We start from the raw sequence: 15,034 nt of genomic DNA on the forward strand, positions 1-15,034 counted from the left end.
CATGAAGATCTACTCCACCCGCCGCCGCCCGCAGCGCCCCGCGCGCATCGTCGTCGACGGGCTCGGTAAGCGATATGCCGGTGCAGCCGGATTCGCCGTCGACGGCGTCGAACTGGACATCGCGGCAGGTGAATTCGTCTGCGTGGTCGGCGCCAGCGGCTGCGGAAAGTCCACGCTGCTGCGGATTCTCGCCGGTTTGGAGACAGGTTCCAAGGGCACGGTCACCGTCGCCGACGAACCGGTGAGCGGGGCGGGTCCCGAGCGCGGTGTGGTGTTCCAGGACTACGGGCTGTTCCCCTGGCTCACGGTCGCCGAGAACATCGCCTACGGACCGAAACAGGCCAGAATGGCCCGGCCCGACATCCGTGAGATCACCGACCGATGGCTCGATACCGTCGGCCTGTCCCGGGTGCGCGAGTCGTTCCCGCACCAGCTCTCCGGTGGCATGCAGCAGCGCGTGGCGATCGCCAGAGTGCTGGCGAACAGTCCCGCGGTGCTGCTGATGGACGAGCCGTTCGGCGCACTCGACGCCCTCACCCGCACGGACATGCAGGCCGAGCTGAAACGCATCCACCACGAGACCGCGGTGACCGTCGTGTTCGTCACCCACAGCATCGACGAGGCGGTCTACCTGGCCGACCGTGTCGTGGTGATGGCCGGTGGTGCGGCCCACGGCAACGCGGGCCATGTGCGCGAGATCGTCGAGATCGACCTGCCCGGCGAACGCGACTCCACCACACCGGAATTCAATGCCTTCAAACGGCGCATCGACGCCCTCGTCCACCGCGGCAACCACAGCGCGGCCTGAGCCGACGCAGCGGATGCCCCACGGGCGAAGTCGGTCCGTCGAGCGCCGGATCAGCGTGCGTGGGCAGCGGGGGCGAGGATTTCGGTGACGCGTGTGGTGCGGGCGATGATTCGGCCTGCCTTGATGACGTAGCAGCGGTCGGGGCGATCGAGCAGGGCGTCGGCGAGGCGATGTGTGCCGAGGACGACCAGATCGGCTCGGGCGCCGACGCGCAGGCCGTGGTGCTCGGCGATGCCGAGCACCCTGGCCGCGTCGGTAATGGCCATGTCGAGGACGCGGCGCAGGTCGGTGTCGCCGGACAGATGCCCGGTCTGGGCGAGGAACAGGCCGATGTCGAGGAGATCGGCGTTGCCGTAGGGGGTGAACGCATTGCGAATGTTGTTGGAGGAGTACGCGGTTGTCACACCGGCGGCCCACAGTTCACGGACCGGTGCGACGCCACGGCGCACCGCGGCCTGATCGCCTCGCCCGCCGAGGTGCATGTCGGTGGCGGGCAGCGGAACCACGGCGACGCCTGCCTGGGCGAGGTGGGCCATGGTCGCCTGTCGTTCGCGCGGGGGACGGGCAGCCAAGGAGGTGACGTGGCCGAGGGCGACCCGGCCGCGCAGACCGGAGCGCTGGGTGGCCTCGGCGATGTAGTCGGCCATCGCGAAGCGGGGGTCGGTGGCGTCGTCGGCGAAGTCGGCGTGGATGTCGACGGAGACGCCGAATTCGGCGGCCAGTTCGAAGACCAGGTCCACGTGGCGGCGGCAGTCGGCGACGTCGGCTTCATTGTAGGAGCATCCGCCGATGACATCGGCGCCCAGACGCAGCGCTGCGCGGAGCAGTTCCAGCGTGCCGGGTGCGCGCAGGATTCCCTCCTGTGGAAAGGCGACGATCTGGAGGTCGATCAGGTCGCGATACTCCTCGCGCAGCCCCAACAGCACCTCGACGCCGAGTAGCCCGACGATCGGATCGACATCCGGGTGTGCGCGAAGTGCGGTGGTGCCGTGGGTGATCGCCTGATCGAGAATCCGGCGCGCGCGGTCGCGAACCCCGTCGGCGGTGAACCCCCGTTTGAGTTCGCCGGTCACCTCGATCGCGCTCGCGAGGGTGCCGTCGGGCGCGCTGCGCCGGCGATCGAGCAGAGCCTTGTCCAGGTGCACATGGGATTCGACGAGCCCGGGAATGACGACCCTTGTCGCGCAATCGATCTCGGTCGCCGCGCTATCAGGCAAGGCGGGTCCGATCGCGGTGATCAAGCCTTCGGTGACGGCGATATCGACCGGGTCGGCGTCATCGGCGATACACGCGCGACGCAGCAGCAGATCGACCATGAAAACCTCCAGTCGCAGAACGGGACAACGTTTGTATACGACGCTGAGGTTTCGGGTGATGGCGGCGATTGCTGCGCCTGTGTTACGCCATCGGCGCGCAGGCGCGGTACTCAGGGCGTAGGTACCGGCGGGGGAACGGGCTCGGGCGCAGTCTCGGCGCCGGCACGTGGTCGCAGGCGATAAGCCGAGGTGGCGTGGGCAATGTGCTCGGCGACCACCGCGCTCGCCCGGTCGGGATCCTGTGCCTCCAGCGCCGCGCAGATCTCCTCGTGCTCGCGCCAGGAATCCTCGGCGCGCCGCGGGAGTTCGACCGCGTACACCCAGGCGATCTTCCAGCTCAGCTGGGTGATGAGCTGGCTGAGTAGCGCGCTGCCCGACGCCTCGGCGAGCACCTCGTGGAAGCGGCTGTTGAGCCGGGCGAGTTCGCCGAGTCTGCCGTCGCGCACCGCTTCCTGGCCGAGCGAGGTGAGTTCCTTGAGTCGTCCCAGCTGTTCGGGCGAACGGCGCACGGCGGCCCTACCGGCGCACATCGGTTCCAGCAGTGCCCTGATCTCGAGCAGATCGGCCGCCTCGGCCTCGGTGAGCTCGGCGACGAAGGTCCCCGCGTAGGGGCGCGACCAGGCGAATCCCTCGGCTTCGAGCGTCCGCAGTGCTTCCCGGACCGGCACGCGGGAGACACCGTATCGCTCGGCCAGAGTGTCCTCGGTGAGGCGCTGCCCGGGGCGGAAATCGCCACGGATGATGTCGTCGCGGATCGCGCGGCACACCTGCTGCGGTGTCATGCGTCGGACGGTGCTGCTCACGTCGCCCCCAACGGTCGAATGGCGGAGCCGCGCGCCGGTCGGCTACGAACCGGCGCCCGGTCTTCGAAGGATTGCTCCGAATCTACGGCATTCGGGCGGGTGTTCTGCCGGTGACATCGCTCGGCGCGACCCCTCGACCGCTGTCGTATACGATCGCACGACGCTCTGTCGGAAGGATTTCATGGACCCCGTGCATCTAGCGCTGCTGCTGGCCGCAGGACTCGGCGCAGGCTTCTGCAACGCCATCGCGGGCGGCGGCAGCCTGCTGTCGTTCCCCGCGCTACTCGCACTCGGCCTGCCCCCGGTGACCGCCACGGTCACCAACTCGGTCGCGGTCTGGCCGGGCTACCTGGGCGGCGCGGCGGCCCTGCGCAAGCGTGCCGAAGACTACCGCGCACTGCTGCCGCGGCTCGTCGTGATCAGCGTCGCCGGTGCCGGTCTCGGTGTGCTCGCACTGCTCGCCGCACCCCCCGAGGTGTTCGCCGCGCTGGTGCCGTTCCTGGTCCTCGGGGCGACCGCGGTGTTCGCCGCGCAACCCTGGCTCTCGCGCACTCTCGGTGCCCGCCGGCCCGATTCGCGCATCACCCTCTATCTCGGGGTCTTCGTCGGCAGCGTCTACGGCGCCTACTTCAACGGCGGCATGGGCATCGTGCTGCTGACCGCTCTCGCGCTCGGCCTCGATGCCTCCGCGCAACTGCTCAACGGCCTGAAAAGCATCCTCACGCTGAGTGTTTCGACCACCGCGATGGTGGCGGTGGCACTGTTCGGGCCGGTGGACTGGCTCGTCGTCGCGATCCTCGCGCCGGCCTGTCTGTTCGGCGGTGTCCTCGGCGCGAAGTTCGCCGATCGTCTGCGCCCGGCCGTGTTCCGGACCGTGGTGATCGTCTTCGGGGTCGGCGCCGGGTCCGCCATGTTGGTCACCGGCTGACAGTGCGCCGGGACCTACGACGACCGCTCATCGCACGACTCCCTACCCCGCGACCGAAAGGACTTCTGATGACCGACCTGCTCCTGCGCGGTGGCCGACCGTGGACACCCGGTACCACACCGGAACTCGCTGACCTCCACCTCGCCGACGGCCGGATCGCCGCGATCGGCACCGGCCTCACCGCTCCCGGCGCCGAGATCATCGAGCTGAACGGCGCGCTGGTACTGCCCGGCCTCGTGGACACCCACTGTCATCTGGACAAAACCCTGTACAGCGCGCCATGGGTGGCCAACTCGGGAGGTCGGACGCTGGCCGGGCGCATCGCCAACGGGGAACGCCGCCGCGCCGAACTCGGCATTCCGAATGCCGAATACGCCGCGAATCTGTTGGGTGCCATGGTCGGATACGGCACCTCCTTCGTGCGCAGCCACGTCGACATCGATCCCGGTATCGGGTTGCGGGGCGTCGAGCAGGTGCGGGCCGCCGCCGAACGGCACGCGGGGCGGGTCGAGGTGGAACTGGTCGCCTTCCCGCAGGGTGGGCTGATCACGCGTCCCGGCACCGCCGCGTTGATGGCCGCGGCGCTGGCCGATGGTGTCGAGGTCGTCGGCGGCCTCGATCCGGCGGGCTACGACAACGACCCGGTCGGGCAACTCGATGTGATCTTCGATCTCGCCGACAAATTCGGCGCCAAGGTCGATATCCACCTGCACGACGGCGGTGCCATGGGTGTGTGGGAGTTCGAGCTGATCATCGAACGCACCAGGGCGACCGGCCTTTCCGGCCGGGTCACCATCAGCCACGCCTACGCGATGGGCGGGCGATCCGACGACGAACAGCGCCGCATCGCCGACGCGCTCGCCGAGGCGGGTGTCGCCATGGTGACCTGCGCGGTCGGTGAGGCGGCGGTCGTTCCCGTCCGCGTGATGCACGAGGCGGGCGCCACTTTGGCTCTGGGCAACGACGGCATTCGCGACCTGTGGACGCCGTACGGCGACGGCGACATGCTGCGCCGCGTGAACACCGTCGCCTACCGTGACCGCCTTGTCGCCGATGCCGAGATCGAACTCGCGCTGGCCGCGGGAACCTATGGCGGCGCGAGGGTTCTCGGCCTCGACGACTACGGGCTCGCGGTCGGCGCACCCGCCGATCTGTTCGTGGTGGAGGCCGAAACGCCCGCCGCCGCGGTGGTCCAGCTGCCCACCCGGCAGCTGGTGGTGAAGCGCGGCCAGATCGTGTCCCGGGCGGATACCCGCACTGCGAACTGATCGTATACGAAACAGGGACGTAATCGCGCTGACCGCTGGCGGCAATGGTATGCCACTAGAAATAGTGCATGAGCGCCACGGTTTCCACCGCCCCCGCAGTATCGGGCCGGGACTCGTATACGACTGCTGAACGCGACGAGCCCGCCCCCGCCCTGTCCTTCGACAATGTGACGTTGACCTTCGACAACGGCACCACCGCCGTCGCCGACATCGACATCGCTGTTCGCAGTGGCGAATTCGTCTCGCTGGTCGGGCCCTCCGGCTGCGGCAAATCGACCCTGCTCCGCCTGGCCGCCGGATTCGAGAAGCCCACCACGGGCACGGTCGGTGTCGGCACCCGCCGCCTCGGCTACGTCTTCCAGGAATCCACCCTGCTGCCATGGCGATCGGTGCGGCAGAACGTGGAACTGCCCGGCGAGCTGGAAGGCGTCGACAAGACCACCCGCCGGGCCGCCGCCGCGGACGCCATCGAACGCGTCGGACTGGCCGGGTTCGAGATGCACAAACCCGCCCAGCTGTCCGGCGGCATGCGGATGCGCGCCTCCATCGCGCGCGCCCTCACGTCGCAGCCGGAGCTGTTCCTGTTCGACGAGCCGTTCGGCGCGCTGGACGAGATCACCCGGCAGCGCCTGAACGAGGAAGTCGGCACCCTGTTCCGCCGCGACGGTTTCGCGGGAGTGTTCGTCACCCACTCGGTGGGAGAGGCGGTGTTCCTGTCCACTCGGGTCGTCGTGCTCACGGGCCGGCCGGGCCGGGTGACTGCCGACATCCCGGTCCCGTTCGACTTCCCGCGCACCCCGGAGCTGCGCTACACCCCCGAATTCGCCCATCTGTGCGCCGAGGTATCGGCCGCGCTGCGTGGACAGGAGGCTGCCGCATGACCACCGTCGCCATCCCCGGGGGAGTCGTCGCGGAATCGGCGGCGAAACCGAAGTACCGCTGGCCTTTCCGGGTCGCCCCGGTGCGTGTCGTCGCGCCGATCCTGGTGTTCGTCGCAGTCCTCGGGCTCTGGTCGCTGGTCAGCCACCAACTGCTGGCCGAGGAGTCGCGGTTCCTGCTGCCCGCGCCGGAACAGGTGATCGGCAAGGGGCTGCTCGATCCGCTGGCGCGATCGACGATCCTGACCGCGCTGTGGTCGACGGTGCAGGTCGCGCTCGTGGGACTGGTGATCGCGATCGCGCTCGGCGTCGGCTTCGCGGTGGTCATGAGCCAGGCACGCTGGGCCGAATACTCGCTGTATCCGTACGCGGTGGTGCTGCAGACGATCCCGATCCTCGCGGTGGTGCCGCTGTTCGGGTTCTGGTTCGGCTACGAGTTCTCCAGCCGGGTGATCGTGTGCGTGATGGTGGCGCTGTTCCCGGTGATCACCAATACGCTGTTCGGGCTCAAATCGGTGGCTCCCGCCGAGCACGACCTGTTCACCCTGCACGGCGCCTCGCGGTGGCAGCGGTTGCTGAAACTACAACTGCCCACAGCGCTTCCGGCGATGATCTCCGGATTCAAGATCTCCGGCGGCATGGCCATCATCGGCTCCATCGTGGCCGACTTCTTCTTCCGTCAGGGCGAGCCCGGCATCGGCCGGATGATCGATGTCTACCGTCAGCAACTCGCCACCGAGGAACTGCTCACCGCACTGCTGATGTCCTCGCTGGTCGGCCTGATCCTGTTCTGGTTCTTCGACTTCCTGGCCGGGCGCGTCGACCGGGCGCACGGACTGCGTCGCGGCAAGTAGCCCACTTCTCCTGTCCCACCCTCACATTCGCTCGACCCCGAAGGATTCCCGGTGCGCAAACCTCTCCTCGCCACGGCCGTGCTGGCCGGCGCCACAGTGCTGACCGCCTGCAACAGTGCGACCTCGGTGCCCGGCCCCACCGGGCAGGGTGTCCTCGCCGGTGTCTGCCCGTCGACCGTGGTCGTTCAGACGGACTGGTTCGCCACGCCGGAGCGGGCGGCGGCGTATCAGCTGGTCGGGCCGAACGGCACGGTCGATGTGAAGAAGGGCGCGTACTCCGGTCCGCTCGGTGACACCGGGGTGAATGTCGAAGTGCGCCTCGGTGGTCCGTTCCTCGGTGGTCAGCCGGTGCCCGCGCAGATGTATCAGGACCAGAGCATCACCCTCGGTTTCGTCCCGACCGACGACGCGGTGCGGGCGCAGGCGAAATTCCCGGTGACCGGGGTGTTCGCCTCACTCGACGTCAATCCGCAGATCGTCCTGTTCGATCCGGCGACCTACCCGCAGATCACGTCGTGGAAGGACGTTCCCGCGTCCGGCGCACCCGTCGTCTACAGCGAGGGCAAGCTGTTCATGGACTACCTGATCGCCCACGGCGACGTGAAACCCGACCAGGCCGACGCCTCCTTCGACGGCACCCCGAGCCGCTTCGTCGCCGAACACGGCCGAGTGATGCAGCAGGGCTACGTCTCCAACGAGCCCTACCGCTGGGAACACGACGTGAAGGGGTGGCTCAAGCCGGTGAAGTCGTTGCTGGTCCACGAGTCCGGCTATGAGATCTATCCGCACGCCTGGTCGGTACGCGCCGGTGACAGGGAAAAACTCGGCCCCTGCCTGAGCAAGCTGGTGCCGATGCTGCAGCAGGCCCAGATCGACTACATCAGCGATCCGGAACCGGTCAACGCGGCGCTGCTGCGCATCGCCCAGACGATTCCCGACGGTCCGCCGATGACCGCGGGCGGTAACACCGACTCGGTGAAAGTCCAGCTCGCCCAGAAGATCGTCGGCAACGGCCCCGACGGCAGCCTCGGTGATTTCGACACCGCCCGCGTCGACCGGGTGATCAGCGCTGTCACCCCGATCCTGCGCAAGCGCGGAGTCGAGGTTCCCGACGGCCTCGCCGCCGACGCGATCGTCACCAACGAGTTCATCGACCCGTCGATCGGGCTGAAGAGCACGCCGTAGTCGCCGGTCCCTCGGCGACGACCCGCGAAGGTGTCGGACCCCGGTGGCACACTCGCGGGCATGGCGGAAACCACTGTGCCGTTTCGGGTTCGGATCCCGATTCGGGTGTCCGATCTCGACCCGCAACTGCACGTCACCGGCTCGGCGTATCAGCAGTTCGCCGATCACGCGCGGTTCGCGTGCGTGACCGAGGCGGGAGTCTCGGTGCCCGGCCTCCTCGCGGCGGGGATGGGGCCGGTCAATCTCGAGCTGAACGTTCGCTATCTGCGGGAGTTGCGCGCGAACGACACGGTCGAGGTCGACTGCCGGTGGGAGTGGGGGCAGGGCAAGACCTATCGGGTGGAGCACACCCTCACCAGGGCGGACGGTGAGATCGCCGCGACGGTGTCGTATGTGAGTGGACTGCTCGACCTGCGGGCGCGCAAGCTGGTCGCGGATCCGGCGGGGGTCTGGGCCGAGCACGCCCGCGATCCGGCGTTACTGGGGCTGCCGCCGCGACCGGCGTGAGGATCGTGTCGTTGGTCGGCCCGAACGCGGGGATGCTCTAGACTTTCGAACAACTGTTCGTGTCTTCGAAGGGGTGGCCGGTGCGGGTGATGGGCGTCGATCCGGGGCTTACCCGGTGCGGGCTCAGCATGGTCGACAGCGGACCGGGCCGGAAGGTGGTCGCCCTCGATGTGGGGGTGGTGCGGACCCCGCCCGACGCCGAGCTGGCGTTGCGGTTGATGGCCGTCGCGGATGCCGCCGAAGAGTGGATGGATACGCATCGGCCCGAAGCTGTCGCGATCGAGCGGGTGTTCGCCCAGCACAATGTGCGGACCGCGATGGGCACAGCGCAGGCCGGTGGGGTGATCGCGCTGGCCGCGGCGCGGCGCGGGATCCGGGTGGCGTTCCATACGCCCAGCGAGGTGAAAGCGGCCGTCACCGGCAACGGTACGGCGGACAAAGCGCAGGTCACCGCGATGGTGACGCGGATTCTCGGTTTGCGGGTCGCGCCGAAACCGGCCGATGCCGCCGACGCGCTCGCACTGGCGATCTGTCATTGTTGGCGGGCGCCGCTGATGGACCGGATGGCGGCCGCGCAGGCACAGGCGGACGAGGTCCGCCGCCGCTACGAACAACGGCTCGCCGAACAACGGAAGGTGGTGCGCGGGTGATCGCGTCGGTACGCGGGGAGGTGCTCGAGATCGCGCTCGATCACGTGGTGATCGAAGCAGCGGGCGTCGGGTACCGCCTCAACGCCACCCCGGCCACACTCGCCGGGCTGACCCGCGGCGAGCAGACCCGCCTGTACACGGCGATGATCGTGCGCGAGGACTCGATGACCCTGTTCGGGTTCGCCGACACCGAAGCGCGCGAACTGTTCGCGTTGTTGCAGACCGTCTCCGGCGTCGGCCCCCGCCTGGCGATGGCGGTGCTCGCCGTGCTCGAACCCGAAGCGCTGCGAAAGGCGTTGGCCGAGAGCAACGTCGCCGCGCTGACCAGGGTCCCCGGCATCGGCAAACGCGGCGCCGAGCGGATGGTCGTCGAACTGCGCGACAAGGTGAACCAGGTGGCCGTCCCCACCGGTCCGCCCGGTGCGCAAACCCCGAGTACCCCTGTGCGCGAGCAGGTTTCCGAAGCGCTCGTCGGCCTCGGGTTCCCGGCGAAGCAGGCCGAACAGGCCGTCGACACCGTCCTCGCCGACCAGCCCACCGCCACCACCTCGGTGGCGTTGCGCGCGGCGCTCGGCCTGCTCGGTAAGAACAGGTAGACCGTGGACGAAGACTTCGACACCTTCGCCGAGGCCGACGAATCCGATCTCACCGCCCGGTATCTCAGCACCGACGGCGAAGCCGAGACCGGCCTGCGTCCCACCTCGCTCGACGAGTTCATCGGCCAGCCCCGCGTGCGCGAACAGCTGGCACTGGTCCTGCGTGGCGCGCGTCAGCGCGGCGCCACTCCCGACCATGTCCTGCTGTCGGGACCACCCGGCCTCGGCAAGACCAGCATGGCGATGATCATCGCCGGCGAACTCGGCACCGCCCTGCGCATCACCTCGGGACCCGCGCTGGAACGCGCGGGCGATCTCGCCGCCATGCTCTCCAACCTGGTCGAGGGTGATGTCCTGTTCATCGACGAGATCCACCGCATGGCCCGCCCGGCCGAGGAGATGCTGTACCTGGCGATGGAGGACTTCCGCGTCGACGTGGTCGTCGGCAAAGGTCCCGGCGCGACCTCGATCCCGCTCGACATCGCCCCGTTCACCCTGGTCGGCGCCACCACCCGCTCGGGCGCGCTCACGGGTCCGCTGCGTGATCGCTTCGGTTTCACCGGGCACATGGACTTCTACGACCCCGTCGAGCTGTTGCAGATCCTCACCCGCTCGGCCCGGATTCTCGGAGTGCAGATCGACCACGACGCCGCCGCCGAAGTCGCCGGGCGCTCGCGGGGCACGCCGCGTATCGCCAACCGGCTGCTGCGCCGGGTGCGCGACTACGCCGAGGTCAGGGCGGACGGCATCATCACCCACCCCATCGCGATGGCGGCGCTCGAGGTCTACGACGTCGACGCGCTCGGCCTCGACCGGCTCGACCGCGCCGTCCTCGGTGCGCTCGTGCGTGGATTCGGTGGGGGACCGGTGGGTGTATCGACCCTGGCCGTCGCCGTCGGCGAGGAAGCGGCCACCGTGGAAGAGGTCTGCGAACCCTTCCTGGTCCGCGCCGGGCTCGTCGCCCGCACACCCCGCGGCCGGGTGGCGACCGCGGGGGCCTGGGAACATCTCGGCCTGGTGCCGCCGCCCGACCTGGTCATCGGCGCCATCGAAGTGCGTGGTCGCGAACCGCAACCGAGCGCTGACCGCTTCGACTGAGCTAGCGCGCCTCCGGGCGGGCACGGCGCCGCAACGTCGTCTACTGTCGATTCGGTGGCAGTCCTAGAGGTGGTGCAACGACTCCCCGAGCCGTTGCGTTCCCTGCTCTTGAAGCATCGGGAACTTCTGAAATTCGCCGTGGTCGGTGCGATCACCTGGTTCATCGACACGGGCGTTGTGTACGCGGTGAAACTGACGGTGCTCGGCGACAAGCCGCTCACCGCGCGCCTGCTCGGGGCGCTGATCGCGACCATCGCCTCCTATATCCTCAACCGCGAGTGGTCGTTCAACGCACGCGGCGGGCGCCAGCGCAGTCACGAAGCGGCCCTGTTCTTCGCGGTCAGCGCCTTGGGCATCGTGGTCACCATGATCCCGCAGGCGCTGTCGCTCTACGCGCTGAATCTGCGTGTGCCGCACGTGGATCCGACGGTACAGATGGTCGCCAACTTCATCTCGGGACAGATCCTCGGCGTCCTGCTGGCCATGGCGTTCCGCTTCTGGGCCTTCCGCCGCTACGTCTTCCCCGACGACCTGCGAGAAGCCGAACTCCACAGCATCCAGGGATAACGCAACCGGCGGCAATCCCTACCGCTCGTGCCAGGCCGAGAACCCCGCGGCGCCAGCCGCCAAAATTACTGTTGGTTCTCGGCCGCCTCGATCTGGACTGAGTGGAGGGTGCGACGAAGGAGTGCCCGGAGGGAGGGAAGATCGAGGCCTTCGGGCCGAGAACCCCCGCGGCGCCAGCCGCCATAATTATTGACGGCGCTCGGGGTGTTCCAGTGCGGTGATCACCAGGTCGATGAAGGCGTCGACTTCTTCGCGGGCGTAGCCGCGGGTACCGAGGCGGGTGTCGGTGAAGCGGACGCCCCGCACATCGGCAGTGGTGAGGCTGCCGGGGCCGTTGTGGGCCAGGGTCGCCGCGACCAGGTCGAGGAAGGCGTCGACCTCTTCCTCGTGGTAGCCGCGCCTGCCGACGGCGGACTGGGTGAACCGCATGCGGTGCACATCGTCGGGGGTGAGCATCTCGGCGACATCGTCGCCCGCGCGCGCCGCCGGAACGGGGGCGCCGCCCTTCTGGCGATGTTCGAGCTCGGTCCGCACCCGGTCGAGGAAGTCGTCGACCTGATCGGCCTGATATCCGCGACCGCCGAAGCGCGGTGCGCCGAAGTGCACGTGACGGATGTCGTCGGCGGTGAGCGCGCCCTGCCCGTCGAGGGTGGCCGACACCCGTTCCAGGAAGGCGTCGACCTCGTCTGCGTGGTAGCCGCGGTGCCCCAGGGTCGGCATGGCGAAGTGGGTGCGGCTCACATCGTCGGGCGTCACAGCGGTCATTGTCTCAGGATTGCCCTTCTATCCCACGGCTTTTCGTTATCGGGCAGCGGCGCGCACGCCATCGATGAACAGCCGCCGCACGGCGTGACTGTACACCGACATCGATGCCGGATCAGGGGTTCGCATCCCCGCCACCAGCCCGGCGACGATCATGCCGAGTGCCGCCTTGGCGGTGTTGGCGGTATCGATATCGGCGCGCAGGTAGCCGACGCGCACACCGTGATCGAGGTAGCGCGCCATGAGGATCTCGGTGGCGTCGACGAGGCCGTACACCCGGTCGGTGAGCTCGTCGTCGATGCCGGTGGCGTGGAACAGCAGCAGGTGCGCGGTGCGCGGATCGTCGAGCAGGACGCGGTTGAGTGAATCGCTGAGCCGGTCGATCAGTGCGGCGTATTCCTCGATGGTGGCGGCGCTTTCGGGCTCCATGTCGTTGTCGAGCGTGCCGAAGATGCGCCCGCTCACCTCGTCGATGACATGGTCGATGATGTCGCGCTTGTTCGCGAAGTAGCGGTAGAAGGTGCCGTGTCCGATGCCCAGACGCGTGGCGATATCGGCGATTCCGGTGGCGTGATAGCCCTTCTCGGCGAAGCAGTCGAACGCGGTATCGATGATCTCCCTGCGCAATTCGGCTTTGCGCTGGTCGATTCGCGAGGGTGGCTTCGTCACATTGACGATGTTACATTCGATGTAATCAGAATGACGTGTCATTCTGAGACTGGAGCATTCTCTCTCAGTGTGGAGGTTCGGCGTGGTACCTCAGTTCGACGCGGTCGTGGTCGGAGCGGGTTTCGGTGGCATCGGTGCCGGTATCGAGCTCGACCGGCTCGGGTTGCGCGATTTCGTCATCCTGGAACGGGAGGACGACCTGGGCGGCACCTGGCATGTGAACAGGTATCCGGGTCTGGCGGTCGACATCGCCTCGGTGACCTATTCCTATTCCTTCGAGCCGAATCCGCGCTGGACCCGCTTGTTCGCGCCCGGCGCCGAGCTGAAGAAATACGCCGAGCACGTGGCCGACAAATACGATCTGCGCAGGCGGATGCGGTTCGGCACCGTCGTCGACGGTGCGCGCTGGGACGCGGAGCACCAGCAGTGGGTGGTGACGATCGCCGGCGGTGAGACGCTGACCGCGCGCTATCTGCTCGCGGCGACAGGGTTCCTGTCCCAGCCCTACACGCCGCCGTTCCCCGGCATCGAGTCCTTCGCGGGCAAGATCATCCACACCACCGACTGGGACGCCGATTACGACCTGACCGGTCGCAAGGCCGCCATCATCGGCACCGGCGCCACCGCGGTGCAGCTGGTGCCCGAGGTCGCGAAGAAGGTCGACGAGCTGACCGTGTTCCAGCGGACCCCGATCTGGGTGGTGCCCAAGGTCGACGCGCCGATTCCGGGGGTGGTGCGGGAACTGTTCGACAAGGTCCCGCTCACGCAGAAGGCGGCTCGGCTCGTCAACACCGGCATGCTCGAGGCGCTGATGGTTGTCGGCGTGCTGCACTACAAGCAGGCCAAACCGCTGAACCGGGCGGCCGCCGCGCTGGCCAAGGCGCACCTGTTCGCACAGGTGCGTGATCCCGGGACCCGGGAGAAGCTCACCCCGCACTACGACTTCGGCTGCAAGCGCCCGACGTTCTCCAACACCTACTTCAAGACGTTCAACCAACCGCACGTGCGGCTGGAGACGAACTCGATCGACCATGTGGAACCCGACGGCATCGTCACCGCCGACGGCCACAAAACCGAGATCGACACCTTGCTGCTGGCCACCGGCTTCAACCTCTGGGACGTGAACTTCCCGGCCATCGAGATCATCGGCCGCGACGGTGTGAACCTCGGAAAGTTCTGGCGCGACAACCGTTTTCAGGCCTATGAGGGCATCACCGTGCCCAAGTTCCCCAACTTCCTGAGTCTCAACAGTCCCTACTCCTACAGCGGGCTGTCGTACTTCACCACCATCGAAGCCCAGATGAAGCACATGGGCAGGTTGTTCGCCGAGCTGTTCCGTCGTGGCGAGCAGACCTTCGAGGTCACCGAAGAAGCCAACGCGGAATTCCTCGACCGGATGACCGACAAGCTGGGTTCCTCGGTCTTCTACGGCGGTGACTGCTCATCCGCGCGCAGCTACTACTTCAACCAGCACGGGGAAGCGGCACTGCTGCGCCCGACCAGCACCGCCGCCGCGCACCGCGAGGCCGTCACCTTCCCCCTCGACGATTACACCTACGGCGGCATCGCCTGAACACCCTCGGCCCCGGTTCGCGCACCCGCGGACCGGGGCTGTTTCACGCGCGCGTCGGTGTCCGGTGTGTCGCCGCGGCGGGGAACTGGCAGACTGTCAGGCGTACTTGCACGTCCACCACTGACTAGGGACTGACTTCGACGATGGACTTCCTGTTTCCGCTGCTGATCCTGGCCCTGCTCGTGCCGATGTTCTTCGGTATCCGCAAACAGAAGCGGGAGGCCGAGAAGGTCTCGACGATGCAGGAGGCCTTGAAGGTCGGTGACGCTGTCGTCACCACCTCGGGTCTGTACGGCACCGTCGTCGACCTCGACGAGAACACCGTCGACCTGGAGATCGCCGAAGACGTGGTCACCACGTGGCTGCGCCAGGCGATCCGCGAGGTGCGCGCCGACGAGCAGACGGTCGAGGAGACCCCCGAGGTCACCGACGCCCCCGTCGAGGAAGTCGTGGAACAGACCGAGACCCGGCTGACCAAGGACTGACCAGTCCCTTTTCCCGCCCGGGCGCACTGGCGTTGCGGGCCGGGCACCGTTGTGCCCACCGATCCAGCCTCGACTTCCCGCCTAGGA

General features: G+C 68.0%; 17 protein-coding genes. 13 read left to right on the forward strand and 4 right to left on the reverse strand.

Going from position 1 to position 15,034, the window contains the following annotated elements:
- The first annotated feature begins 1 nt into the window (after window position 1).
- Window positions 2-808 carry an ABC transporter ATP-binding protein gene (locus tag ACWGCN_RS14850; protein ID WP_452459554.1) on the forward strand — a complete coding sequence of 269 codons (807 nt, stop codon included), beginning with the start codon at window positions 2-4 and terminating at the stop codon, window positions 806-808.
- A gap of 50 nt (window positions 809-858) precedes the next feature.
- Here ACWGCN_RS14850 and ACWGCN_RS14855 read toward each other — a convergent pair whose 3' ends face one another.
- On the reverse strand, window positions 859-2,124 hold the full coding sequence (locus tag ACWGCN_RS14855; protein ID WP_452459555.1) for an amidohydrolase family protein: 1,266 nt from the start codon (window positions 2,122-2,124) through the stop codon (window positions 859-861).
- A 110-nt stretch (window positions 2,125-2,234) separates the two neighbouring features.
- Entirely contained in the window at window positions 2,235-2,906 is a 672-nt protein-coding gene (locus tag ACWGCN_RS14860; RefSeq protein ID WP_378988965.1) for a GntR family transcriptional regulator, read from the reverse strand.
- Between the two features lie 202 nt (window positions 2,907-3,108).
- Here ACWGCN_RS14860 and ACWGCN_RS14865 point away from each other — a divergent pair, with 202 nt between their 5' ends.
- The 10 genes from ACWGCN_RS14865 to ACWGCN_RS14910 all read left to right on the forward strand — a co-directional run bounded on the left by ACWGCN_RS14865 (window position 3,109) and on the right by ACWGCN_RS14910 (window position 11,458).
- Window positions 3,109-3,855 carry a sulfite exporter TauE/SafE family protein gene (locus tag ACWGCN_RS14865; protein ID WP_452459556.1) on the forward strand — a complete coding sequence of 249 codons (747 nt, stop codon included), beginning with the start codon at window positions 3,109-3,111 and terminating at the stop codon, window positions 3,853-3,855.
- Window positions 3,856-3,923: 68 nt separating this feature from the next.
- Window positions 3,924-5,123: an amidohydrolase gene (locus ACWGCN_RS14870; RefSeq protein WP_452459557.1), complete on the forward strand. Its 1,200-nt coding sequence runs from the start codon at window positions 3,924-3,926 to the stop codon at window positions 5,121-5,123.
- Window positions 5,124-5,191: 68 nt separating this feature from the next.
- Window positions 5,192-6,004 (forward strand): ABC transporter ATP-binding protein, encoded by an 813-nt coding sequence (locus tag ACWGCN_RS14875; RefSeq protein WP_452459558.1) that lies wholly within the window; start codon window positions 5,192-5,194, stop codon window positions 6,002-6,004.
- Entirely contained in the window at window positions 6,001-6,855 is an 855-nt protein-coding gene (locus tag ACWGCN_RS14880) for an ABC transporter permease (RefSeq protein WP_452459559.1), read from the forward strand. Before ACWGCN_RS14875 ends, ACWGCN_RS14880 begins: the two co-directional genes overlap by 4 nt.
- 51 nt (window positions 6,856-6,906) lie before the next feature.
- Window positions 6,907-8,040 (forward strand): ABC transporter substrate-binding protein, encoded by a 1,134-nt coding sequence (locus ACWGCN_RS14885; protein ID WP_378988970.1) that lies wholly within the window; start codon window positions 6,907-6,909, stop codon window positions 8,038-8,040.
- 60 nt (window positions 8,041-8,100) lie between these two features.
- Complete coding sequence (locus ACWGCN_RS14890) at window positions 8,101-8,547, forward strand: acyl-CoA thioesterase (protein WP_378988971.1); 447 nt, start codon at window positions 8,101-8,103, stop codon at window positions 8,545-8,547.
- 80 nt (window positions 8,548-8,627) lie between these two features.
- The gene (gene ruvC / locus ACWGCN_RS14895) at window positions 8,628-9,197 is read left to right on the forward strand and encodes a crossover junction endodeoxyribonuclease RuvC (RefSeq protein ID WP_358111945.1); all 570 of its coding nucleotides are present in this window, start codon (window positions 8,628-8,630) and stop codon (window positions 9,195-9,197) included.
- Entirely contained in the window at window positions 9,194-9,793 is a 600-nt protein-coding gene (gene ruvA / locus ACWGCN_RS14900) for a Holliday junction branch migration protein RuvA (RefSeq protein WP_378988972.1), read from the forward strand. Before ruvC ends, ruvA begins: the two co-directional genes overlap by 4 nt.
- Before the next feature lie 3 nt (window positions 9,794-9,796).
- Window positions 9,797-10,891 carry a Holliday junction branch migration DNA helicase RuvB gene (ruvB, locus tag ACWGCN_RS14905; RefSeq protein ID WP_452459560.1) on the forward strand — a complete coding sequence of 365 codons (1,095 nt, stop codon included), beginning with the start codon at window positions 9,797-9,799 and terminating at the stop codon, window positions 10,889-10,891.
- A 54-nt stretch (window positions 10,892-10,945) separates the two neighbouring features.
- On the forward strand, window positions 10,946-11,458 hold the full coding sequence (locus tag ACWGCN_RS14910; RefSeq protein WP_378626902.1) for a GtrA family protein: 513 nt from the start codon (window positions 10,946-10,948) through the stop codon (window positions 11,456-11,458).
- Between the two features lie 186 nt (window positions 11,459-11,644).
- On the opposite strand, the gene ACWGCN_RS14915 is transcribed toward ACWGCN_RS14910, so the two are convergent.
- Window positions 11,645-12,223 carry a DivIVA domain-containing protein gene (locus ACWGCN_RS14915; protein ID WP_378626903.1) on the reverse strand — a complete coding sequence of 193 codons (579 nt, stop codon included), beginning with the start codon at window positions 12,221-12,223 and terminating at the stop codon, window positions 11,645-11,647.
- Window positions 12,224-12,259: 36 nt separating this feature from the next.
- A complete protein-coding gene (locus tag ACWGCN_RS14920; RefSeq protein WP_378988974.1) occupies window positions 12,260-12,889 on the reverse strand; it encodes a TetR/AcrR family transcriptional regulator in 630 nt (209 codons plus the stop codon).
- 82 nt (window positions 12,890-12,971) lie between these two features.
- Here ACWGCN_RS14920 and ACWGCN_RS14925 point away from each other — a divergent pair, with 82 nt between their 5' ends.
- Window positions 12,972-14,462, forward strand: a complete 1,491-nt coding sequence (locus ACWGCN_RS14925) for a flavin-containing monooxygenase (protein ID WP_452459194.1) — start codon at window positions 12,972-12,974, stop codon at window positions 14,460-14,462.
- Window positions 14,463-14,605: 143 nt separating this feature from the next.
- Window positions 14,606-14,947, forward strand: coding sequence for a preprotein translocase subunit YajC (yajC, locus tag ACWGCN_RS14930; RefSeq protein WP_378988976.1), 342 nt, complete (start codon window positions 14,606-14,608; stop codon window positions 14,945-14,947).
- Window positions 14,948-15,034 lie beyond the last annotated feature (87 nt).

Source organism: Nocardia sp. NPDC055050 (assembly GCF_053608345.1).